The organism is Pseudomonas sp. RIT-PI-S (assembly GCF_025642975.1).
Lineage (GTDB): Bacteria > Pseudomonadota > Gammaproteobacteria > Pseudomonadales > Pseudomonadaceae > Aquipseudomonas.
Genome location: NZ_JANZKJ010000015.1, coordinates 93879 through 115035 on the forward strand (window position 1 = coordinate 93879; position 21157 = coordinate 115035).

Annotated in this window: 21 protein-coding genes and 2 pseudogenes; 15 read left to right on the plus strand and 8 right to left on the minus strand. The window is 65.6% G+C overall.

What is annotated here, in order from left to right:
* Positions 1-92: 92 nt before the first annotated feature.
* Positions 93-1997, minus strand: coding sequence for an ATP-binding protein (locus tag OGL93_RS18775; RefSeq protein ID WP_263264361.1), 1905 nt, complete (start codon positions 1995-1997; stop codon positions 93-95).
* A gap of 231 nt (positions 1998-2228) precedes the next feature.
* Here OGL93_RS18775 and OGL93_RS18780 point away from each other — a divergent pair, with 231 nt between their 5' ends.
* The 8 genes from OGL93_RS18780 (at position 2229) to OGL93_RS18815 (ending at position 8206) form a co-directional block, all read left to right on the plus strand.
* Positions 2229-3254: an NAD(P)H-dependent glycerol-3-phosphate dehydrogenase gene (locus tag OGL93_RS18780; RefSeq protein ID WP_263264364.1), complete on the plus strand. Its 1026-nt coding sequence runs from the start codon at positions 2229-2231 to the stop codon at positions 3252-3254.
* Between the two features lie 9 nt (positions 3255-3263).
* Positions 3264-3611 carry a DUF4389 domain-containing protein gene (locus OGL93_RS18785; protein ID WP_263264365.1) on the plus strand — a complete coding sequence of 116 codons (348 nt, stop codon included), beginning with the start codon at positions 3264-3266 and terminating at the stop codon, positions 3609-3611.
* On the plus strand, positions 3608-4084 hold the full coding sequence (gene sixA / locus OGL93_RS18790; protein WP_263264366.1) for a phosphohistidine phosphatase SixA: 477 nt from the start codon (positions 3608-3610) through the stop codon (positions 4082-4084). Before OGL93_RS18785 ends, sixA begins: the two co-directional genes overlap by 4 nt.
* Positions 4085-4097: 13 nt before the next feature.
* Positions 4098-4541 carry a hotdog fold thioesterase gene (locus OGL93_RS18795; protein WP_263264367.1) on the plus strand — a complete coding sequence of 148 codons (444 nt, stop codon included), beginning with the start codon at positions 4098-4100 and terminating at the stop codon, positions 4539-4541.
* 87 nt (positions 4542-4628) lie between these two features.
* Positions 4629-5429: an alpha/beta hydrolase gene (locus OGL93_RS18800; RefSeq protein WP_263264368.1), complete on the plus strand. Its 801-nt coding sequence runs from the start codon at positions 4629-4631 to the stop codon at positions 5427-5429.
* Positions 5426-6280, plus strand: a complete 855-nt coding sequence (locus tag OGL93_RS18805; RefSeq protein ID WP_263264369.1) for an alpha/beta hydrolase — start codon at positions 5426-5428, stop codon at positions 6278-6280. The genes OGL93_RS18800 and OGL93_RS18805 overlap by 4 nt, the downstream gene beginning before the upstream one ends.
* 49 nt (positions 6281-6329) lie before the next feature.
* On the plus strand, positions 6330-7175 hold the full coding sequence (locus OGL93_RS18810) for a DUF4892 domain-containing protein (protein WP_263264370.1): 846 nt from the start codon (positions 6330-6332) through the stop codon (positions 7173-7175).
* Positions 7172-8206 carry an AI-2E family transporter gene (locus OGL93_RS18815; protein WP_263264371.1) on the plus strand — a complete coding sequence of 345 codons (1035 nt, stop codon included), beginning with the start codon at positions 7172-7174 and terminating at the stop codon, positions 8204-8206. Before OGL93_RS18810 ends, OGL93_RS18815 begins: the two co-directional genes overlap by 4 nt.
* 81 nt (positions 8207-8287) lie before the next feature.
* On the opposite strand, the gene xopAW is transcribed toward OGL93_RS18815, so the two are convergent.
* The 5 genes and pseudogenes from xopAW to OGL93_RS22265 all read right to left on the minus strand — a co-directional run.
* A complete protein-coding gene (gene xopAW, locus OGL93_RS18820) occupies positions 8288-8947 on the minus strand; it encodes a XopAW family type III secretion system calcium-binding effector (protein WP_263264412.1) in 660 nt (219 codons plus the stop codon).
* Between the two features lie 98 nt (positions 8948-9045).
* Positions 9046-10140 (minus strand): HAMP domain-containing sensor histidine kinase, encoded by a 1095-nt coding sequence (locus OGL93_RS18825; RefSeq protein WP_263264413.1) that lies wholly within the window; start codon positions 10138-10140, stop codon positions 9046-9048.
* Entirely contained in the window at positions 10137-10901 is a 765-nt protein-coding gene (locus OGL93_RS18830; protein WP_263264372.1) for a response regulator, read from the minus strand. Before OGL93_RS18830 ends, OGL93_RS18825 begins: the two co-directional genes overlap by 4 nt.
* 246 nt (positions 10902-11147) lie before the next feature.
* Positions 11148-11417: pseudogene (locus OGL93_RS22260) on the minus strand (alpha/beta hydrolase); the annotation flags it as partial.
* Positions 11418-11609: 192 nt separating this feature from the next.
* Positions 11610-12296 (minus strand): annotated as a pseudogene (locus OGL93_RS22265) (patatin-like phospholipase family protein); the annotation flags it as partial.
* A gap of 156 nt (positions 12297-12452) precedes the next feature.
* On the opposite strand from OGL93_RS22265, the gene OGL93_RS18840 reads away from it, so the two are divergent.
* The 6 genes from OGL93_RS18840 to OGL93_RS18865 all read left to right on the plus strand — a co-directional run bounded on the left by OGL93_RS18840 (position 12453) and on the right by OGL93_RS18865 (position 18244).
* The gene (locus OGL93_RS18840; RefSeq protein ID WP_263264377.1) at positions 12453-12731 is read left to right on the plus strand and encodes a hypothetical protein; all 279 of its coding nucleotides are present in this window, start codon (positions 12453-12455) and stop codon (positions 12729-12731) included.
* Positions 12732-12808: 77 nt separating this feature from the next.
* Positions 12809-13726 (plus strand): AAA family ATPase, encoded by a 918-nt coding sequence (locus OGL93_RS18845; protein WP_263264378.1) that lies wholly within the window; start codon positions 12809-12811, stop codon positions 13724-13726.
* A complete protein-coding gene (locus tag OGL93_RS18850) occupies positions 13723-14679 on the plus strand; it encodes a DUF58 domain-containing protein (RefSeq protein WP_263264379.1) in 957 nt (318 codons plus the stop codon). The genes OGL93_RS18845 and OGL93_RS18850 overlap by 4 nt, the downstream gene beginning before the upstream one ends.
* Positions 14676-16664, plus strand: a complete 1989-nt coding sequence (locus tag OGL93_RS18855; protein ID WP_263264380.1) for a transglutaminaseTgpA domain-containing protein — start codon at positions 14676-14678, stop codon at positions 16662-16664. The genes OGL93_RS18850 and OGL93_RS18855 overlap by 4 nt, the downstream gene beginning before the upstream one ends.
* A gap of 3 nt (positions 16665-16667) precedes the next feature.
* Positions 16668-17408 carry a CHAD domain-containing protein gene (locus OGL93_RS18860; RefSeq protein ID WP_263264383.1) on the plus strand — a complete coding sequence of 247 codons (741 nt, stop codon included), beginning with the start codon at positions 16668-16670 and terminating at the stop codon, positions 17406-17408.
* A 26-nt stretch (positions 17409-17434) separates the two neighbouring features.
* Positions 17435-18244, plus strand: coding sequence for a thioesterase family protein (locus OGL93_RS18865; RefSeq protein ID WP_263264384.1), 810 nt, complete (start codon positions 17435-17437; stop codon positions 18242-18244).
* A gap of 158 nt (positions 18245-18402) precedes the next feature.
* Here the strand turns inward: OGL93_RS18865 and OGL93_RS18870 are convergent, their stop codons facing one another.
* Both OGL93_RS18870 and OGL93_RS18875 read right to left on the minus strand, forming a co-directional pair.
* Positions 18403-18621 carry a hypothetical protein gene (locus OGL93_RS18870; RefSeq protein WP_263264385.1) on the minus strand — a complete coding sequence of 73 codons (219 nt, stop codon included), beginning with the start codon at positions 18619-18621 and terminating at the stop codon, positions 18403-18405.
* Positions 18622-18764: 143 nt separating this feature from the next.
* Positions 18765-19580: a TatD family hydrolase gene (locus OGL93_RS18875; protein WP_263264386.1), complete on the minus strand. Its 816-nt coding sequence runs from the start codon at positions 19578-19580 to the stop codon at positions 18765-18767.
* 138 nt (positions 19581-19718) lie between these two features.
* Between OGL93_RS18875 and OGL93_RS18880 the strand changes: the two genes are divergently transcribed.
* Positions 19719-21119, plus strand: coding sequence for a transglycosylase SLT domain-containing protein (locus OGL93_RS18880; RefSeq protein ID WP_263264388.1), 1401 nt, complete (start codon positions 19719-19721; stop codon positions 21117-21119).
* The last annotated feature ends 38 nt before the right edge of the window (positions 21120-21157 follow it).

Below are 21157 nucleotides of genomic sequence, written 5' to 3' on the forward strand. Positions count from 1 at the left end.
TCGAATAATGCCGCCGCGGCCGGCGCAGGCGCCGCGAAGCCGCAGCACTGTACCACCGTTGCGTGCCGGTTTGCAGGGCGATACTGCCGCACTCAGGCCAGCCAGCGCTGCAGCAGTTGCTGCAGGTCCGTGCGCTTGAACGGCTTGGCCAGGTAGTCGTCCATGCCCGCTTCCAGGCAGGCTTCGCGGTCGCCCAGTAGTGCGTTGGCGGTGAGCGCGATGATCGGCAGCCCATGGCGCTCTGGCAGGCGCCGGATGCGACGGGTGCTTTCATAACCGTCGACTACCGGCAGCCGGCAGTCCATCAGCACCGCCGCAAAGGATTGCTGGCGAACGCTATCTACCGCCTGAGCGCCATCGCCCACCACGCTCACTTCATAGCCAAGGCTGCGCAACATCGCCTCGATCACGGTCTGGTTGACCGGGTTATCCTCGACCAGCAATACATGGTGGTTCAGACCGCTGGTGGCCTCTTTGGTTCGTGCGGGCAGAGGCTCTCTCTCTTTAGCGGGCGCAGGCTTTTGGCTCAGTGCCAAGGGCATTTCCAGGGTAAATACCGAGCCTTTGCCTTCGTCGCTGTGCGCCCGCAAGGTGCCGCCCATGCGCTCGGCCAGGTTGCGCGCGATGGGCAGGCCCAGCCCCGTGCCGCCGTAGCGGCGGGAGATAGAGCTGTCGGCTTGCTGGAACGCCACGAACATGCGCTCGAGCTCCTCCGGGTCGATGCCGATGCCGGTGTCGGTCACCGTGCAGGTCAGCCAGATGAGCCGGTCGTCGAGTACCTGGCAGCTTGGCTCGATGCTCACGCCGCCCACTTCGGTGAACTTGAGCGCATTGCCGATCAGGTTCACCAGGATCTGGCGGATACGGGTAGGGTCCCCGAGGACCTGCCAGTGGTTGAAGTCCTCCGAATGCGCCAGCGTCAGGGTCAGGCCGCTCTGTTGCGCGCTGTGCTGGAACGAGTGGACGCATTCGGTGAACAGGTCCGCCAGGTTGAAGGGGATATGTTCGAGTTCCAACCCGGTGCGCTCGATCCGGGAGAAGTCCAGGATGTCGTTGATGACTTTAAGCAGGTGCTCGGTGGACTGGGTCGCGAGCACGGCATATTCATGCTGCTCATCGCTCAACGGGGTGGTCTCGAGCAACTGCAGCATGCCCAGCACGCCATTCATGGGGGTGCGCAGTTCATGGCTCATCATGGCCAGGAACTCGGTCTTGGCGCTGTTGGCGCGTTCTGCCTCTTCGCGGGTCTGGATCAACTGCTGCATCGCCTCGCGCTGCTCCCGGCTGGCCTGCTCCAGGCCCTGGGCGAGGTCGTTGATGTGCTGGGCGAGGGCGCCCAGCTCGCTGTCATGCTCTACCGGCAGGGTGGCCTTGAAGTCGCCCTGGCGGATCGCTTTCACCGCCGCGCCCATGTTGCGGATCGGCTGCGACAAGCCCCGGGACAAGCGCCGCGCCATAAGAAAGGTGACGGCCAAGGTGAACAGGGCCAGCACCCCAGCCTTGATCAGAATTTCCTGCTGGCGCTCGTTGAATGCATCGTCGGACATACCCACCACCACCCGGCCCAGGTAGTCATCGGCATGGGCGGCCAGCCCGCTGCGCTTGAGCTCACTGCTGGCCGCATAGCGTTGCAGGCGGATCGGCGACTGAAACACCTGCACCGGGGTCGCCGATGCACTGCTGTTGCGTGGCTGCTCCAGGTAAATAATGATGTCGTCGTTACGGCCCTGGATCTCCAGGAAGCGCACGTGCGGGATGCTCAACGTGGCGCGCAGCAGGCCGTCCAGCACCTCGGAGTTTTCCACCAGCACGCCATATTCCGCCGCCGGTGCCAGTTGGTTGGCGATCAGCTGACCGGTATGGGTCATTTCCTGGCGCAGGTCCTGGATCCGCACGAATGTGAAGAAACAGATCAACAGCAGCGTCAGCAGCAGCGCGGGGCCCAGGCTGATGATCTGAGTCCTGGCGTGGATGTCCCCGCTCCATCTAAGGTTCACGGGCGGGATACTCGAAGGTGGCAGTGATACGGCATGCTGATCGCTATTTAATGGCATGGGCTCGGGAAGCGGGCATCTTACCCGGGATCCCAAACATTTCCAGATCCGCCGGCCTCCTTCCCGGTGCGCGGCGATAGTCGGTGCGGGCCGGCATGGCGGCACCGGGGCTGGTTCTGCAAGTATCGCTCCGTATAATGACCAACCGCCTCTTTAGGTTCCATGGAAGTTTTTATGTCTGCACAGCAACCGATCGCGGTACTCGGCGGAGGCAGCTTTGGCACCGCGGTGGCGAACCTGCTTGGCGAAAACGGCCATCGGGTCTGGCAATGGATGCGCGATCCGGTGCAAGCCGAGGCGATGCGCACCCAGCGGGAGAACCCGCGCTACCTCAAGGGCATCAAGCTGCACCCGGCCGTGGAGCCGCTGACCGATCTGCCGCAGGTGCTGGCGGGCAGCGAGTTGCTGTTCGTCGCGCTACCCTCCAGCGCCCTGCGGGCGGTGCTCGCGCCCCATGCGCAAACCTTGACCGGGAAAATGCTGGTCAGCCTGACCAAGGGTATTGAGGCCGACACTTTCAAGCTGATGAGCGAAATCCTCGAGGAAATCGCACCGGCCGCGCGCCTGGGCGTGCTCTCTGGCCCCAACCTGGCGCGTGAAATCGCCGAGCACGCGCTCACCGCTACCGTGGTCGCCAGCGCCGACGAAGCCCTTTGCCGCTCCGTGCAGGCGGCGCTCCACGGTCGCAGGTTCCGCGTGTATGCCAGCAACGACCGCTTTGGGGTCGAATTGGGCGGTGCCTTGAAGAACGTATACGCGATCATCGCCGGGCTGGCCGCGGCGCTGAACATGGGCGAGAACACCCGCAGCATGCTGATCACCCGCGCGCTCGCGGAAATGACCCGCTTTGCCGTCAGCCAGGGGGCAAACCCCATGACGTTCCTCGGGCTGGCCGGCGTGGGGGATTTGATCGTCACGTGTTCTTCGCCCAAGAGCCGTAATTATCAAGTGGGTTACGCACTGGGCCAGGGCCTTAGCCTGGACGAGGCCGTAGCTCGCCTCGGCGAGGTCGCCGAAGGCGTCAACACGCTGAAGGTGCTCAAGGCCAGGGCGGCGCAATTGCAGGTCTACATGCCGTTGGTCGCCGGCCTGCATGCGATCCTGTTCGAAGGGCGCACCCTTGAGCAGGTCATCGAGCTGCTGATGCGCGGCGAACCCAAGACCGATGTGGACTTCATTCCCGCCAGCGGTTTCGATTGAGGAACGATCATGAACTCACCCCGTTTTCAGCCCGAGCAGGAGTCCATCGCCCTGCGGGTCATCTGGATGCTGCTGTTCCTGCTGGTATGGCAGGTCGCTCAGCTGGTGCTTGGCGCCGTGGTGCTGGTGCAGCTCATCTCGCGGTTGGTGTACGCCGCCCCGAACGCCGGGCTCATGAACTTCGGCGACAGCCTCAGCCGGTACCTGGCGCAGATAGGCCGCTTCGGCTGCTTCCATAGCGAGCAAAAGCCTTGGCCGTTCGCCGACTGGCCGGCGGCGCGGCCTGCCCAGGGCGAAGGGGAGCGCGCCGCGCCCACTCCGCCTACTGCCATGGACAAGCAGGAGCCACCGCTGTGACTGCGCCTGGCGCCAAGACGATATGGATCCTGCGTCACGGCGAGGCGGCCAACACCGCCCCCACAGATGCCAGCCGCGCCTTGACCCAGGCGGGCCGTGAGCAAGTGTTGCGCAGCGCTGTTCACCTCATGAGCGAGCCGCTCGAGTTGATGCTCGTCAGCCCCTACGTACGCGCTCAGCAGACTGCACAGCTGGTGTACACGGCGCTCGGCCAGCGCGTGGAAATGCGCACGGCCGCCTGGCTGACGCCTGACAGCGATCCGGACCAGGTACTGGCCGAACTGGACCGCGCCAGCGTCAGCAACCTGCTGCTTGTCAGCCACCAGCCTCTGGTAGGCATGCTGCTGGGCCTGCTCGATCGTGGGGACCGATCCAGCCCCTATTCCATGGGCACGGCAAGCCTGGCGCAGCTTGAAGGCGCCGCGCCGCTACCCGGCCTGATGACACTGCGCAGCCTGCGCCATTCTCACTGAACAAGGATCGCCCATGAGCTTGTGGCACACCCTCCCAGACCTCGATGCACTCAATGCCCGGCAGAAGGGCAGCATCGGCGAACTCCTGGACATCCGCTTCGAAGCCTTCGGCGACGACTTCATCACCGCCAGCATGGCAGTGGACGCCCGCACCCATCAGCCGTTCGGGTTGCTGCACGGCGGTGCTTCGGTGGTGTTGGCCGAGAGCGTCGGTTCCACGGCCAGCATGCTCTGCCTGGACGCCAGCCGCTTCTATTGCGTGGGGTTGGAGGTCAACGCCAACCACTTGCGTGGCGTGCGTGAGGGGCGTGTGACCGCCACCGCCCGGGCGGTGCACATCGGCCGCAGCACCCACGTGTGGGATATCCGCCTGGTGGATGGCCAGGGCAAGCCCAGCTGCATTTCTCGCCTCACGGTGGCGGTGATGCCCTTGGCGCAGACACCGCCCGCTGGCTGACCTGCCCTCTTCGATGGCCGATTCGCGTGTTGTCGGCCGCAGGCACGGTGGCGACAATCGGGGCCTTTGCTCAATGGGCCGCACATCATGCCGGAAACGCTTTTTTTCGCCCATGCCAACGGTTTTCCCTCGGCGACCTACGGCAAGCTGTTCGGGGCGCTCACGCCAGAGTTCGCCGTGCGGCACTTGCCGCAACATGGCCATGACCCGCGCTTTCCCGTGGAAGATAACTGGAAAGCGCTGGTCGATGAGCTGCTCCATCATCTGCGCGCAGTGGGCGCGCCGGTATGGGGCGTGGGCCATTCCCTCGGGGGCGTGCTGCATCTGCACGCGGCCCTGCGCCATCCCGAGCTCTACCGGGGGGTGATCATGCTCGATTCCCCCTTGCTCAGCAGCAGCGACCAGTGGCTCATTCGCGCCGCCAAGCGCTTTGGCTTGATTGACCGCATCACACCGGCTGGCCGCACCCTGGGGCGGCGAGACCGCTTCGAGGATCAAAGCAGTGCGCGGGACTATTTTCTGAGCAAGCCGCTGTTCAAGGATTTCGACCCAGAGTGCCTGGATGCCTATCTGGAGCATGGGCTCAAGCCAGACGGCGACGGCCTGCGCCTGGCGTTCGAACCGGACACGGAAATCCGCATTTATCGCAGCGTTCCGCATGTGAGCCCAGGGCGGCCGAGCCGCCTGGCGTTGCCCGTGGCGGTGGTCGGCGGCGAGCGCAGCCGGGTGGTGCTGCGCCATCACGCCCGCAACGCCAGGCGGTTGCCGCGGGGAGAGTTTCACCTGGTGCCTGGCGGGCACATGTTCCCGTTGGAGCAACCGCTGCAGACCGCCGAGCTGGTACGTGGTGTGCTGCGCCGCTGGCAGGCCGAGGCGTTGGTGCCATGACGCAGGCCTTCGAAGCAGTACGTCTGCCCCTGGAGCACATCGAATTGGCGGGCCTGCTGCACGGGCCCCGGCACGCGCCGCCAGTGATCGCTTTGCATGGCTGGCTGGATAACGCCAACAGTTTTGCCCGCTTGCTGCCGCGGCTGCCTGGGTTGCGGGTGCTGGCGCTGGATCTGGCCGGGCATGGGCTGTCTGGGCATCGCCCCGCGGGCAGCCTGTACGCCCCCTGGGAATACGCCCGGGACGTGTTGCAGGTCGCCGAGCAATTGGGTTGGGAGCGCTTCTCTTTGCTAGGGCATTCCATGGGCGCGATCATCGCGGCTCAATTGGCCGCTGCGATGCCTGAGCGGGTAGAGCGGCTGGCGTTGATCGAGGGCGTGATACCACCGGACGCGCCGCCGGCCAACCCAGCGCAACGGCTGGGCAAGGCACTGCGCGAGCAACTGGCCCAGGGTAGCCGGCGCAAACCGTTGTACGGCAGCCGCCATCAGGCGGTGCGAGCGCGCAGCCTGAGCGGGCTTCCCGTAAGCGAGAGCGCGGCACAGTTGCTCGCCGACCGTGGCTTGATGGAAGTCGAGGGCGGGTTTACCTGGCGCAGCGACAATCGCCTGACCCTCACTACTCCCATGCGCTTGGAGCCAGCGCAAGCGTTGGAAATCGTTCATCAGGTGCAATGCCCGGCCCTGCTGGTGATTGCCGAGCAAGGCTTATTGGCCAAACGCAACGACCTGCTGGAACGCCTGCCCTTCGAACAGGTCCGTTTGCCAGGAGGGCATCACCTGCACCTGGATGATGAGCAGGGAGCCGATCGTGTAGCAGCCTGTATCAATCCTTTCTTTACCTCGCCTTGACTTGACGGCATGGACTGCCGAACCTTGGCCGGTTCACAGGGAGTCCTTCATGCCGTATCTATCCCGCACGCTCCATGGCCTATGCGCAAGGCCATGGTTACGCGCGCTGTTATTGCCCTGCCTGCTGTTGACGCTTGGCGCAACTTCTGCCGGCGCAAGCGTCGACCCACTCTCCGCCCTCCAGCCCGACGATGGTCAGTTGCTCGATCAGCGCGGGCCCGCCCCTGCTGAGCGCCTTTACCCGCTAGGCCCACTGCGGCGCATCGGCGGTGCGCTACGCATGGAGGCGCGCTTGCAAGTTCGCGGCGAACTGGCTTCTGCCACCTGGGAGCTGCCCGCCGAACGCAGCGCCAGCGCGGCGTTCAAGGTGGCGCGGGAGGCCCTGAGGGCGGCGGATACCCAGGTGTTGTTCTGGTGCGAAGGCCGGGACTGCGGCGAGAGCAACCTCTGGGCAAACGACATCCTGGGCAATACACGCCTGCTTGGCAGCGATGACCAGCAAGGCTTCCTGCTGGTCCGCCAGGCCCAGGGGGCAACCGATAGGCTGGTCGCCGTTTATGGCGTGCTGCGTGGTAACCGCCGGGTTGCGCTGCATGTTGAAACCTTTGTCCCCGAGACGCCGCTTGGGCCAGTGTTGCCGACCTCAGGCACCTTGCTGCGCGAGCTGCGTGACGCCGGCCAATTGTCGTTCCCGGACCTGGCCACGCCGCCCGCGGCGGATTGGGCCTCGGTGCTGGCGCGCACCCTCAACCTGGACAGCACTCTGCGCCTGCGGCTGAACGGCGAGGGCGCGGAGCAATGGCAGGCCGCGCTCGTCGCGGCGGGGGTTCGTGCCACCCGGCTGAGCCTGGGCGAACAGGCCGGTGAAGGCTTGCGAATGGAGATCATCCGATGATCAGTACCGACCGCCTGTTGATGCAGATTGCCTTGCTGTTGCTGCTGGTGGCCTGCACCTGGGTGATACTGCCTTTCGTTTCGGCGCTGCTGTGGGGTGCGATCCTTGCCTACGCCAGCTGGCCGTTGATGCGCCGGTTGAGCGTGATGCTGGGCGGGCGCCCAACCCTGGCCGCCGGCATCCTCACTGGCATGTGGGTGTTGCTGGTGCTGCTGCCGTTGGTTTGGCTGGGGTTCAACCTGGTGGACCACCTGCGCGGCGCCGTCGCCTTTATCCGGGATGTTCAGCTTGAAGGCTTGCCGCCCGCGCCGGCCTGGCTGGCCAACTTGCCCCTGGTGGGCGACCGGCTTGCCCGCTTGTGGACCACCATGGATGCCCAAGGCGCCGCCTTTTTCCAAGGGCTCAAGCCGCACCTGGGCCAGGTCGGTAACTGGTTGGTCGCGCGCAGTGCGCGGCTGGGCGGTGGGCTGATCGAGCTGGCGCTCGCCTTGGTGTTCACTTTCTTCTTCTACCGCGACGGCCCGCGTATCGCGGCGTTCGTGCTGCGGTTGCTGGAGCGCTTGATGGGCGAGCGAGGGGCGTATTACCTGAGCCTCGTCGCTGACACCGTGCAAAGGGTAGTCAACGGCGTGATCGGCACCGCCGCCGCACAGGCGTTGCTTGCGCTTATCGGCTTTATGATCGCGGGCATCCCGGGGGCGTTGGTGCTGGGCATCTTCACCTTCCTGCTGAGCCTGATCCCGATGGGGCCGCCACTCGCGTGGATACCCGCGGTCACTTGGCTGGTGTGGCAGGAGCATTATGGGATGGCCGTGTTCCTCGGCCTCTGGGGCATGTTCGTGATCAGCGGCGTGGATAACGTGCTCAAGCCTTACCTGATCAGCCGAGGTGGTGATCTGCCCGTGGTCATCGTGCTGGTAGGGGTATTCGGTGGCCTGCTGGCCTTCGGCTTTATCGGCCTGTTCCTCGGGCCAACCTTCCTGGCGGTGGGGTACCGCCTGGTCACCGATTGGGCGCGGGAGCCAGCGTAGGAGTGAGCGCAGCCCGCGAACCAAGGCACCCCAAGCTGGCGTACCGGTTCGCAGGCTGCCGCCCGCTCCTGGCGGGGGGGCTCAGGCTGCGGTGCTGAGCGTACCGCCGACGCTGCTGCTACCGCTCAGCCCGTATTGCTTGCTCAAGTTGGCAATCATACGGTTGATCGTGTCCGTCGCGAGGGTGCTGTCGCTCTGGCTGGAATCATTGCTGGCGGTCTGCTGTTGTGGCGGTGGCGGCGGTGGGGTCAGCGCGGCGGTCAGTTCATCGGTGTCGATGACCCCATCGCCGTCACTGTCGAGCGCGGAGAATAACTGGCTGCTGTCGCTATCGCTGCTCATCGCCGCGCTTAGCTCGTCGGTGCTCAGCACACCATCGTCGTCACTGTCCAGGCTCGAGATCAGGTCCGCGGCGTCCTGGCTGGCGTTCATTCCCTGCGGTGGAGGAGGTGGCGGCGCCATCGAGGAGAGCTCATCCAGGCTCAGGCTCGAGTCGCTGTCGCTGTCCAGGTCGCTGAACGACTGGCTCAGGCTGACCAGCACGCCCGCCTTGCCGGGGTCATCGCTGTTTTGCGCGGTAGAGAGCGCACTCTGCAGTTCGTCGCTGCTGACCTTGCCGTCTTCGTCGGTGTCCAGGCTAGTCAGCAGGGCCTGCTGAAAACTGGACTTGTCGGTGCTGGTGCTCTTGCTCGAGGCCGAGCTGTAATAGTAACTGGAGGAACTACTGACGCCACTGATCATGGACATGCTCCGATGGTTAGGCCGGTGCGGTTCACCGACCCTCGCACCATTGCAAGGCAACGTGTCCTGGGTGTGTGGGCTCTGTACCAGCGCCGATATCAATCGCGGGGCAGGCGCACCACCGCCGTAAGGCCACCCCCGGGGGTTTCCTCGAGCACCAGATGCCCGCCCAGCCGTTGCGCGGCTTCCCGGGCGATGGTCATCCCCAGGCCTACCCCACCAGAGTTACGGTTGCGCGAACCCTCCAGCCGAAAGAAGGGCTCGAACACCGCCTCACGTTTCTCGGCGCTGATGCCGGGGCCGTGATCGATCACCCTGATACACACCTGGGCAGGGCTATCGACCAGCTCGATCAGCGTATGCCCGCCGTACCGCAGTGCATTGTCGAGCAGGTTGCTCAGGCACGAACGCAACGCCATCGGCTGCGTGCGCAAGGGCGCGCAGGCACCGCGCGACTCCGCCGGCAGGCCATTGTCCTGGGCGTTCTCGCACAGCGATTCGACCAATGCCTGCACGTCATACCATTGCAGGGCTTCGCTGGTTCGACGCTCATGAAAGTAGGTCAGGGTGGCATCGAGCATCCCGATCATGTCGTTGAGGTCCTGGCGCATCTGCGTCTGGAGCTTCTCGTCATCGATCTGCTCCAGCCGCAGCTTAAGCCGGGACAGGGGCGTGCGCAGATCGTGGGAAACCGCGCCGAGCATACGGGCGCGTTGTTGTACCTGTTCACGAATGCGCTGCTGCATCTGGTTGAACGTATGCGCGGCCTTGCGTGCCTCGCTTGGCCCGGTTTCTTCCATGGGCGGGCTATCGAGGTTTTCGCTCAGCCGCTCGGCCGCCTCGCTGAAGCGCCGGATCGGCCGGGACAAGAAGCGCGCGCCCCACCAGGCCGCTACTACCAGCGTAATAAGCTGGAACATCAGCGGAACCACCGGGCCATCGAAGAACCCCCGGTCATGGGGTGGCTCGAAGGGGCCAGGCGGAGCGTCGAAGGCGCCAGGTTGAGAGGGGCGGTTGAGCAGGGGCCCCGGTGGTGGTGGCGGCTGCATCATCGCAGGCGGTCGTGGGCCGCCAGGAGGGCCAGGGAAGCCGTAATAGTGAAACCAGATCACGGCCAGCACATGCGCCAGCACGATGGCAATGACCGAGACGCCGAACAGCCTCGCGAACAGCGTATCGGCCTTGCGCATCAGCCGATTTCCCGGGCGTCGAACAGGTAGCCTTCGCCCCTTACGGTCTTGATCAACTGAGGCGCTTTCGGGTCGTCCCCCAGTTTTTGCCGCAGGCGCGATACCAGCAGGTCGATGCTGCGATCAAACGCTTCGATGGACCGGCCGCGAGCGGCATCGAGCAATTGCTCACGGCTCAGCACCCGCCGTGGGCGCTCAAGGAACACCCAGAGCAAACGGAACTCGGCATTGGACAGCGGTACCACCAGGCCCTCGGCCGAGGTGAGCTGACGCAACACGCTGTTCAGCCGCCAGTTATCGAAGCGCACGTTGCCGCGCTGCTCGGTGCGGTCGTCGCGCACCCGGCGCAGCACGGTCTGGATACGCGCCACCAGCTCGCGCGGCTCGAACGGCTTGGCCATGTAGTCATCAGCGCCGAGTTCCAGGCCGATGATGCGGTCCGTGGGTTCGCAGCGCGCGGTAAGCATCAGGATCGGAATGTCCGAGTCGGCGCGCAGCCGCCGGCACAGCGACAGCCCATCCTCGCCCGGGAGCATCAGATCCAGCACGACTACATCGTAAGCGTCGTTTTTGAGGGCATGGCGCATCGCTTCGCCGTCGCTGACGCCAAACCCGAGGATGCCGAAGCGGGCCAGGTAGTCGATCAGCAACTCCCGGATCGGCACATCGTCATCAACGATGAGTGCCCGGGTGTTCCAGCGTTTATCGTCTTCACCGGACGGGAATTTTTCACGTTCCGGGGCGGAGCTCAGGGGTGTATTCATGCTCGGAGGGTCTGCCTGGAAACCTGGCCTGTAGGCCGGTGATCTAGCTTGAGGATGGGCCGGGCGATGGCGCTTGCCACTGATCGGCCACTGCAGGATGCGGCAAGGTTAAGCGCACTGCGTGTCGCCTCGGTTTCCTCAATGTATCGGCCACGATACAAAACGCTGAGCGCGCCAGTGGCTTTCCAGACGGGCGGGGCCGCCATTATGCACGGATGCGACGACCCGCCCAGCCTTCAGGTGCGCCTAGCGCTTACCTTCGTAACGGTCGAAGGCGTCCCGGGCAATCCGACGGCCCAGGGCGATCAACTCCGGCGCCTTGTAGAACTCGAAGAACCGGCATACCCGTTTCGGCACCTCGACCAGCACATCCGGCGGGTAACCGGCGATCTTGTACTGGGCAAGCGAAGTTTGCATGACCTCGAAGCTCTGGTTGATCAGATCGAGCAGGGAGGCCGGCCCGACGTTCTCCACCACGACCGCGCCAGTGGCGGAAGCAGGGGCCGCTTCGTCTGGGTCGACGGCATCGCGCCGGCGCCGTGGCCGTACGCGGATGACCTGCTCGGCGAATTCCTCTACGGCATCGCCAGCAAACCCGTCGGAGAAGCCGTCGCCGAACGGCATCGTGAGCTCTTCAAGGCCTTCGGCCAAACCCTCGGCCAAGCCTTCGGTAAACCAAGGGCCGGGTGCCGTGCTGGCCGGCGCCAGTATGTTGCGTTCCATCTGCAACACCGCCTCGGCCTGTTTGCGGCGCAGCGGCATGCGCGAGCCGAGCGAATCGAGCAGGCGGTCGAAGCGGGTACGGAAGGCGGCCGGGCGTTCGATGACTGGCATCTCATAGGGCAGGTCGCTGGTGCCGTTGAGGTTGACCGCCACCACCACGTCGCAATGGCTGCCCACCACCGGCACGATTGGCAACGGGTTGAGCAGGCCGCCATCGACCAGCATGCGATTGCCCTTCATCACCGGTGTGAAGAGGCTGGGAATGGCCGCCGACGCGCGCATGGCCTGGTGCAGGCAGCCTTCCTGGAACCACACTTCTTTCTGGTGAGTGAGGTCGGTCGCCACCGCAGTGAAAGGAATGCGCAGGTCTTCGATGTTGAGGTCGCCAACGATGCGGCGGATCTGGCCGAACACCTTGTCGCCGCTGATCGCACCCATTCTGAAGCTCACATCTACCAACCGCAGGACGTCCAGGTAGTCGAGGCTTTCGATCCAGCGGCGGTATTCGTCCAAGCGGCCCGCGGCATAGATCCCCCCCACTACCGCGCCCATCGAGCAGCCGGCAACGCAGCGGATGTCGTAACCGCGGCGTTCGATCTCCTCGATGGCACCGATGTGCGCATACCCTCTGGCGCCGCCAGAGCCCAGCACCAGTGCCACGGTTTTTTTCATCGAGCCGCCTCCGGTTAGTTTTCGTATTGACGATGTGCTAAGAATGCACCGTTCGTCGGGCGCGAACGACGCGCCTGCCCCCTTGGGCGCCCGGCACTTTTTACCGGGCGTACCGTCTTATCTGCACATTGCGTGATTTCTGGAGTGTTCGAATAGATGAAAGCCTGGGTCTGCCTGCCGTTGCTGGCTGTACTGTTGACCGGTTGTGCCGGCAAAACCGCCTACCGAGAGAGTTGCGGGACGCAGCTCGATGCCGCCTGGCACGAGCTGGACTTGGCCAAGGCCGAAGGCTTCGCCGGCACCGTGAGCTATTCCAAGGCACTGTCACTGCTCACTGGTGCGAAGACTCAGCAGCAGTTCGAGGCCTTCGAAGGGTGCAGCACGAAAGCGGAAAAAGCGCGTTTTTATATCCGCGAGTCGCGGGCAGGACGCTAGCCGTAGCGCGGCCATAACAGCCTGGTGAGGCCGCGTGCTTTGGCGGCAGTGTAGAGCTGAAGCAAAAGGGGGTGGGCATGGCTGATCCACTGGAGGCGTGCCTCGAGGCCGTCAACGAAGTGCTGTTGGGCAAACAGACCCAGGTACGCCTGGCGCTGGCGTGCCTGGTGGCCGACGGGCACCTGTTGATCGAAGACCTGCCCGGCATGGGCAAGACCACCTTGAGCCACGCCCTGGCCAAGGTGCTGGGCCTGAGTTTTCAGCGTATCCAGTTCACCTCCGACCTGCTGCCAGGGGATATTCTCGGCACCTCGGTGTTCGACAAGGACAGTGGCCAGTTCGCTTTTCACCCGGGGCCGATCTTCGCCGAGCTGATCCTGGCCGATGAGATCAACCGCGCCACGCCCAAGAGCCAAAGCGCGCTGCTCGAAGCCATGGAGGAGGGCCAGGTCACCATCGAAGGCGCTACCCGGCCCCTGCCTGAACCGTTTTTTGTCATCGCCACACAGAACCCCACCACTCAGGGCGGCACCTTCCCGCTGCCCGAATCGCAGCTGGACCGTTTTCTCATGCGCCTGTCCCTGGGCTACCCAGCCCATGCCGCGGAACGTGCGCTGCTGCTCGGCGAGGCGCGCCGCGACATGCTCCCGCGGCTGGTGCCATTGCTTGACCACCGCCAGCTCGCGGTGGCCCAGGCCCGCGCCAAAGCCATTCGGGTCAGCGAGCCTCTGGTTGACTACGTGCTGCGCCTGGTAGAGGCGACTCGCACCCAGCCGCAGTTCGCCACGGGCCTGTCGCCGCGTGGCAGCCTCGCACTGCTCGCCGCCGGCCGCGCCTGGGCCATGTTGGCCGGGCGCGAGTACGTCATCCCCGAGGATATCCAGGCGGTGTTGCCGGCGGTCGCCAGCCATCGCCTGCGCGAGCGCGCCGACCCCACCGGCCAGGGTGGCGGCGCGCTGGTGCAATGGTTATTGCGTGAGGTGCCCGCCCTGTGAGCACGGCCTGGCGGCTGCGCCTGGCGCAGTGGCAGGCGCGGCGGTCCCCAGCCGCACCGCGGGTGGTGCTCGACCATCGGCGTATCTACATCCTCCCCAGCAGCAGCGGCTACGGCTATTTGCTGACCGTGCTGCTGGTGCTATTGGCGGCCATCAACTACCAGAACAGCATGGCCTACGCGTTGGCATTTACATTGGCGGCGCTGTTCGTGGTCGCCATCCTCCACACTTACCGTAACCTCGGCGGCCTGGAGCTGGCCGCGGTGCCGCCGGCGCCGGTGTTCGCCGGCGAGCAGGCCCGGGTGGCGCTTGGCCTGGAAAGCCGCGGGCGTGAACACCAGGCCATTTATCTAGGCTGGACCGCAGCGCAGCTGCAGCGCTGTGACCTTGCGCCCGGGCACGGGCAACGCGTGGAGCTGCCCTTGGCCACAGCCAGGCGGGGCTGGCTGCAAGCGCCACGCATTCGCCTGGAAACCCGCTTTCCGCTCGGGCTGGTGCGCGCCTGGAGCTGGGTGGACCTGGGCCAGCGGGTGCTGGTGTACCCGCAAGCCACTGCGGGGCCGATGCCGCCGCGCAGTGGCCCGGCCGCCGATGCCGAAGATCATGGCTGGCACCTGCTCGACACCGGCGTCGATGATTTCCAGGGGCTGCAGGAATACCGCCCGGGCGACTCCTGGCGGCGCCTGCACTGGAAGGCCTATTCACGGGGCCAAGCCTTGCTGATCAAGGCGTTCGCCGAGGTGGGCGGGCGAGACCCCGCCTTGGACTTCGACGCGCTCCCCGGGCCAGCGGAGGAGCGCTTGTCGGTGCTCTGCCATTGGGTGCTGGAGCTCTCCCGGGAAGGCAGGCCCTTTTCATTACGCCTGCCGGGCCTGGCCCTGGCCGCCGCCGCTGACGAACCCCATCGCGAGGCCAGCCTGCGCGCGCTGGCCCTGTATGGGCAGCGCGCATGAACGCTCAGCACAGTGTTTCCCGGCCAGCGCTGCTGTGGTTGCTCGGCGCGGAAGCGCTGGTGCTGGTGCCGCTATGGTTCAACGTGCCACTTTGGCTGGCCGGGCTGTGGCTCGCCTGCAGTGCCTGGCGGGCAGAGTTGACGCGTCGCCGCTCGGCTGGGCCCGGCAGGGTGCTCAAGCTCGCGCTATTGGTCGCGACCCTGGCGGCGTTGTACGTGTCGGTGGGCACGGTCATCGGGCTGGAATTCGCGGCGGCTTTGTTGGTGGCGGCGTCGGTGCTCAAGCTCTTGGAGGTGCACAGCTCGCGGGATGCTCGTGTTGTGGTGATGCTCGGGTTTTTCTGCCTGGCGGTGGGTTACCTGTTCGATGCCAGCCTGGCGTGGGCGCTGTACAGCCTGTTGCCTCTGTGTGCACTACTGGCGGCCTTGGTGGCCCTCGAACTGCCCGCGGGCCATCGCCCGCCGTTTGCCCCCTTGAGGCGCGCGGGGCTGATGCTGGCCCAGGCACTGCCGTTGCTGTTGCTGCTGTTCGTGTTTTTCCCCCGTATCGGGCCCTTGTGGTCCCTGCCGATGCCAGGCGACCGCGCCCGTACCGGCCTCAGCGATACGGTTGCCCCCGGGGACATCGCCGAGCTGGCGCAGTCTGCGGAGCTGGCTTTCCGCGTGTCCTTCGACGGCCCGGTGCCGCCTCGTCAGAGCCTCTATTGGCGCGCGCTGACCCTGGACCGCTTCGATGGCAGCCGCTGGACCCAGAGCGATCCCGGCGCGGTACGCAAAGCCGGAGACTGGCAGCCACAGGGCCCGGCTTATCGTTATCGGGTGATCGAAGAAGCAAGTGGCCAGCCCTGGCTGTTCATGCTCGACATTGGTCGCCTGGAAGGCACCAATGCCCGCCAGGGTTATGATTTTCGCTGGCAGCGCCCGCGGGTGATCGACCAGGCATTGAGCTACGAGGCCAGCGCTTGGCCGCAGGCCCTGCGTGAGCCGAACCTGGCCGACGCGGCCCGCCGCCCGGCATTGGCATTGCCGGCGCAGGGCAATCCGCGCAGCCGCGAACTTGCCCAGACGCTGGCCGCCGCCACGCCAGAGGGGCCGCAGCGGGTGCAGGCGTTGCTGCGGATGTTCAACCAGCAGGACTTCCACTACACCCTGCGCCCCAACCCCTTGGGCGCCGACAGTATCGATGGCTTTCTCTTCGACAGCCGCCGCGGGTTTTGCCTGCATTACGCCGGGGCCATGACCTTCCTGTTGCGGGCCATGGGCGTGCCAGCGCGAATCGTGATCGGGTACCAGGGTGGAGAATTCAATCCTCGAGGCAGCTACCTGAGCGTGCGCCAATACGACGCCCACGCTTGGGTGGAGTACTGGGCCCCAGGCCTGGGCTGGACCAGCGTCGACCCTACCGCGGCGGTCGCCCCTCAACGGGTAGAGGCCGGCCTGGCCGAAGCCTTGGCAGCAGATGAGCCTTTTCTCGCAGGCTCGCCGTTCTCCGCGCTGCGCTACCGTCAGTTCGCCTGGCTCAATGAACTGCGCCTGGGTTGGGAAAACCTCAACTATGGTTGGGAACGCTGGGTGCTGAGTTATCAGGAAGCGCAGCAGCGGCAGTGGCTCAGCCAGTGGTTCGCCGGCTATGCCAGCTGGGTGCTGCCCCTGGGGGGCGGCATTACCTTGCTGATTCTGGCGCTCGCCCTGTTACGCCCGGCTCGGCGCCGAACCGACCCTCTACTACGGCGGTTCCAAGCGTTCGAGCGAATGCTGGGCCGTCACGGGCTGCTGCGCTCGCCTGGAGAAGGGCCCCATGCGTTCGCCGCGCGGGCCAGCGCAGCATTGCCCGCGCAGGCGCAAACCATCCAGGCATTCGCCCAGGCCTTTGGCGCGGCGCGCTACGGCGCCCAGGCGCAGGCCGACCGCCACGCCCAGCTGGCGCTGCAAGTGCTCAAGCGGCAACTGCGCCAAGGGCGACATTCACCTCATGATCGGAGCTGATAGATGTCTTCTACCCTGGACCGGGTGATTGCCCGGCTGATTGCTACACAGGTGCGGTTGCTTGGGTGCCAGGCGCGCCTGGCGGAGGCGACCGACAGCGAGGCGCTGCATGACTTGCGCACCAATACCCGCCGCCTGCGCAGCCTGCTGCGGCCCCTGCGGGGGCTGCCAGGCATCGACCGCCTGGAGGACGCCGCGCGTGGCCTGGGTACCTTGACCACGCCGCTGCGCGATGACGAGGTGCTGGCCGCGCACTTGCACCAGCAGGCGCGCCCGTCCGCCGAGGTTTACCCACAGGTCGCGGCGAGCACCGAGGTGGGCCAATTGCTGCGGCTGCTGGACGCTATCGTTCCGCTGCTGCGCACATCGGCCTACTACGGGGTCGCACGCAAGCTGGACGCCACCCTGCACAAGGCGCTGGCCAAGCAGTGGCGCAAGCTGGCCAAGGCCATGGACGATCCTGAGCATGATCGCCATCGCCTGCGGTTATTGATCAAACGGGTGCGTTACGGCGGCGAGGCTTACCCCGAGCATGATCCGGTCGCCAAGGGCTTGTTCAAGGCACTGAAGCAGGCCCAAGGGGCGCTGGGTGATTGGCATGACCGCGTGCAGTGGCTGCATCAGGCAGACGCTCAGCCGGCCCTGGCGGCAAATCGGCCACAATGGCAGGCAGAGCTGACCAAGGCCGAGCAGTCTGCCGACCAGGCCCTTGCGCGGCTGCGCAAGGCCATGGCAAAACGCTGAACCACTCCGCTGCCAAGGACGCTGCCATGGAATTTCGCGAGCTGCTGCGCGCGTTGCAAGTTAACCCCGCCTCGGTGTGCATTCCGCCGGACTGGTCCCAGGGGCGGGCGGCGTTCGGTGGGCTGATGGCCGCATTGCTGTACGAAGCCATGCGCCTGCGGTTGGTCGGGGAAGGGCTGGCAGACCGCCCAGTGCGCTCGCTGGCGATCAGTTTTGTCGCCCCTGCTGCGTTGGATACTCCGACGGCGTTCGAGGTAGACGTGCTGCGCTCAGGCAAGTCGGTGGTGTCGCTGCAGGCGCGGGCAATTCAACACGGGGAAATCGTTAGTTTGATGCAGGGCAGCTTCGGTGCGGCGCGATCGTCGGTGGTAAGCCTCAGTTCAATGCCGGCGCCAGCTATCAAGCCTGTGCCTGAGTGCTTCGCCCTGGAATACATCGAGGGGGTGACGCCGCAGTACCTTCGGCATGTGCCGATGCGCTGGGGCATCGGCGGCCTGCCGTTCAGTGGTACGCCTTCCCCGGCCATCGGCGGTTGGGTGCAGCTGCGAGGGGAAAGCCAGCCCTCGGCATTGAACGAAGCCCATCTGCTGGCGCTGGTAGACGCCTGGCCGCCGGCCGTGCTGCCCCATCTCAAAGCCCCCGCCGCGGGCAGCACCCTGACGTGGACCATCGAGTTCATGCAGCCGGTTCCACCGCTGGATGGCCAGGCGTGGTACCGCTACAAGGCAGTGATCGAGCACGCGGCTGATGGCTACGGGCATACCTCGGCGGCGCTGTGGAGCGAGGGCGGCCAGTTGCTTGCGCTTAGCCGGCAGACTGTGACGGTGTTTGGCTGACGGGGCGGTGCAGGCGCGGGAGGCGGCCCTCCTGGGGCAACCTCGAACCTCGGGCGCCGAAGGTTCGCGGGCTTTGCACGCTCTCGCCACCTGAACAGGCGGGACGTTTTATCGCTTTAGTGCAAGCTGAAGAGCAAGCTGGCGGCGGATCAGCGCTATCACGCCGCGCGCGCGCCCGGCTTGCTTAGTGCAGCGATCAGGCAGAGCGCGCCGATAACCGCTTCCAGCGGGTTGGCAGTGGTCAGGCCCAAGCCAAGCAGCGAGAGCGCAATCACCAGCAGGGGCAGGGTGAACATCATGGCCGATGTGTTCCCGGCGACCGATGTGAAGTTGCCGGGCATACGGCCCGCGGTACGGCAAGCGAGGCGTCTAAGCATGGTGTTGACTCCGTTGCGGATGCGAATGATTCATAGTCAAAGGCTAGCGCAATGAGTGCGTTCAAGCGAATCGACCTTAACTATGGGCGCCATAGCAAGGGCAGAAGTTTCACCGATCCGACCATTAGCGCCCCCGGCCGGGCTCAGTGCGAGGCTGGCGGCGTGGGGAGGTGGAAGAATGCACGAGCGGTCGCGCTGGTATGAGCGGCCAGGTCCGCCTCGGTTTCGCCCCGATGATGGGCCACTTCACGCAGCACTTCTGGCAAGAACGCAGGCTCGTTGCGGCCGCTCTTGGGCTTCGGCCGCAGCGTTCGCGGGAGCAGATAAGGGGCGTCGGTTTCGAGCATCAGCCTGCCTCGGGGGATGCTGCCTACCAGCGGATGCAGGTGGCTGCCTCGGCGCTCGTCGCAAATCCATCCGGTGATACCGATGTGCAGGTCCATGTCGAGGTAGGCGAACAGCTCGTTGCGGTCTGCCGTGAAGCAGTGCACCACAGCCCCGGTCAAGCGGCCCCGCCATTCCCGCAGCATGGCCACCAGGCGAGGCGCCGCGTCGCGCTCATGCAAAAACACCGGCAGGTTGTATCGCGCCGCCAGCGCCAGTTGCTCTTCCAGCGCGCGCTCTTGCATGGGGCGGGGGGAAAAGTCGCGGTTGAAATCCAGGCCGCATTCACCCACCGCGCGAACCCGAGGATGGCCCAACAGTGCCTCGATGCGCCGCTGGGTGTCAGCGTCCCAGCCCTTGGCCTCGTGGGGGTGCACCCCAGCGGTGGTGAATAGCCGATGGCCGTGGGGGTCGAGCTGCTCGGCGAGCTCGAGTGCGCGTTCGCTGACCTCGCCGCTGGTGCCGGTCACTACCATCTGGGCTACCCCAGCAGTGATGGCGCGTTGCAGAAGGTCACCGTGCTGCTCGTCGAATGCCGGGTTGGTCAGGTTGACGCCGATGTCGATGAGTTGCATGGTGGCTCCTTTCAGGCTGAGGCCGGAAAGCATACCAAAGCTTTACCCCTATAAATAAAACCCGACGTTGGCAAGCCAGCGCGGTTTTGGTAGGCCCGTGGTTCACGCCGCGGGCGAGCTTTTTACCTCGGAGCACACATGAAAGGTCCCGCTGCGGGCTGGGGGCTGTCCCTGGCTGCTTGCTCATTGCTCATACTGGCGTCTACCGCTGCGCTGGCCGAGCCCAGGCGCACCGTGCCGCCTGCCCATGACCTCGCGCAAATCCGCCAAGCCAAGGTGCTGCGGGTGGTGGTCAATCAGAGTCGCAACAGCTCCGCCACCATCGCAGGGGCTGCGGTAGGCGTTGAAGACCAGCGCCTGCAAGCCTTCGAGGATTACCTCAACAGCCAGCCTGGGCCGCATCCGCGCATTCATCTCAAGGCGGTGCCCCGGCCGAAGGGGCAGTTGCTCGGCGCACTGCAGCGCGGCGAGGCTGATCTTGCCGCGCCGGGGGAACTGCTGCCGGCCACCAGCGCGCAGTCGGTCTCTGCCGCCACCACGGCAGCGGATACACCGCTGGTGTTGGTGCAGCCACGCAAGCACCGCCCTTATGCCAACCTCGACCAACTCGCCGGTAAACGTATCGTGCTGGTGGCCGGCAGTGCGGCCGAGGAGGCGATCAACCGGGCGAACGTGCAACTGGCCGCACGGCACCGGCCTGCGATCACCGTGGAATGGGCCGATCCCAGCCTTGGCGTAGAGGACGTGCTGGACATGGTGAGTGCTGGCGTTTATTCGATGACCTTGGTCGAGCAGCCGATCGCCGAGCGCTGGGTCAAGCTGATGCCCGATCTGCGCATTGAGCGCCGGCTGCCTTTGCATACGGCCGCGCCCATGAGCTGGTATGTACGCGGCGACGCGCCGCAACTCAGCGACAGCGTTCGCCAGTTCCTTGGCCAGTACCGCCCGCCGGCAAACCAAGACAAGGCCTTGCTGGACGGCTGTCGCGGGCTGTATCAGACCCAATACCCGCTCGACCGCGACGACCGGGCACGGCTGGAGGCCCTGCGCCCGGTGCTGCAGCGCAATGCCAGGGAGCAGGGGTTGGACTGGCTCGACCTGGCCGCGCTGGCCTATAAAGAGTCTGACCTGGATCCCACCGCCCGCGGCAGCAGCGGCGCCAGCGGCCCGATGCAGATCACGCCAGCCGCGGCGCGGCGGGTGGGCGTCAAGAGTGTCAGCGAGCTCGATGACAGCGTAAAGGCGGCGGCCCGATACCTGGCGCTGATTCGCCGTAACTTCTTCAACAGCAAGGCGCTGGATGAGCGCGAGCGGATGGCGTTCGTGCTGGCCGCCTACAACCTTGGCCCGGAGCGGGTTCAGCGGTTTCGAGCGCAGGCCAGGCAACGCGGGTTGGACCCGAACCGCTGGTTCTTCCAGGTCGAGCGGATTGCCATGGAGAACGTCGGGGTTGCTCCGGTGAGCTACGTGAACAACGTGAACAAGTACTACCTGGCATTCGATCGCGCCCGCGACAGCCTGGAGCCGAGAGCCCGTTAGGGCGAGTTGACACCCGTGGCTACCACCACTAGGATCCC

What these genes read in the sequence shown, in the direction of transcription:
- OGL93_RS18780 (WP_263264364.1), top strand. Translation starts at nt 2,229, where the DNA reads ATGTCTGCACAGCAACCGATCGCGGTACTCGGCGGAGGCAGCTTTGGC.
- OGL93_RS18785 (WP_263264365.1), top strand. Translation starts at nt 3,264, where the DNA reads ATGAACTCACCCCGTTTTCAGCCCGAGCAGGAGTCCATCGCCCTGCGG.
- OGL93_RS18795 (WP_263264367.1), top strand. Translation starts at nt 4,098, where the DNA reads ATGAGCTTGTGGCACACCCTCCCAGACCTCGATGCACTCAATGCCCGG.
- OGL93_RS18800 (WP_263264368.1), top strand. Translation starts at nt 4,629, where the DNA reads ATGCCGGAAACGCTTTTTTTCGCCCATGCCAACGGTTTTCCCTCGGCG.
- OGL93_RS18805 (WP_263264369.1), top strand. Translation starts at nt 5,426, where the DNA reads ATGACGCAGGCCTTCGAAGCAGTACGTCTGCCCCTGGAGCACATCGAA.
- OGL93_RS18810 (WP_263264370.1), top strand. Translation starts at nt 6,330, where the DNA reads ATGCCGTATCTATCCCGCACGCTCCATGGCCTATGCGCAAGGCCATGG.
- OGL93_RS18815 (WP_263264371.1), top strand. Translation starts at nt 7,172, where the DNA reads ATGATCAGTACCGACCGCCTGTTGATGCAGATTGCCTTGCTGTTGCTG.
- xopAW (WP_263264412.1), bottom strand. Translation starts at nt 8,947, where the DNA reads ATGATCAGTGGCGTCAGTAGTTCCTCCAGTTACTATTACAGCTCGGCC.
- OGL93_RS18830 (WP_263264372.1), bottom strand. Translation starts at nt 10,901, where the DNA reads ATGAATACACCCCTGAGCTCCGCCCCGGAACGTGAAAAATTCCCGTCC.
- OGL93_RS18840 (WP_263264377.1), top strand. Translation starts at nt 12,453, where the DNA reads ATGAAAGCCTGGGTCTGCCTGCCGTTGCTGGCTGTACTGTTGACCGGT.
- OGL93_RS18845 (WP_263264378.1), top strand. Translation starts at nt 12,809, where the DNA reads ATGGCTGATCCACTGGAGGCGTGCCTCGAGGCCGTCAACGAAGTGCTG.
- OGL93_RS18855 (WP_263264380.1), top strand. Translation starts at nt 14,676, where the DNA reads ATGAACGCTCAGCACAGTGTTTCCCGGCCAGCGCTGCTGTGGTTGCTC.
- OGL93_RS18860 (WP_263264383.1), top strand. Translation starts at nt 16,668, where the DNA reads ATGTCTTCTACCCTGGACCGGGTGATTGCCCGGCTGATTGCTACACAG.
- OGL93_RS18865 (WP_263264384.1), top strand. Translation starts at nt 17,435, where the DNA reads ATGGAATTTCGCGAGCTGCTGCGCGCGTTGCAAGTTAACCCCGCCTCG.
- OGL93_RS18870 (WP_263264385.1), bottom strand. Translation starts at nt 18,621, where the DNA reads ATGCTTAGACGCCTCGCTTGCCGTACCGCGGGCCGTATGCCCGGCAAC.
- OGL93_RS18875 (WP_263264386.1), bottom strand. Translation starts at nt 19,580, where the DNA reads ATGCAACTCATCGACATCGGCGTCAACCTGACCAACCCGGCATTCGAC.
- OGL93_RS18880 (WP_263264388.1), top strand. Translation starts at nt 19,719, where the DNA reads ATGAAAGGTCCCGCTGCGGGCTGGGGGCTGTCCCTGGCTGCTTGCTCA.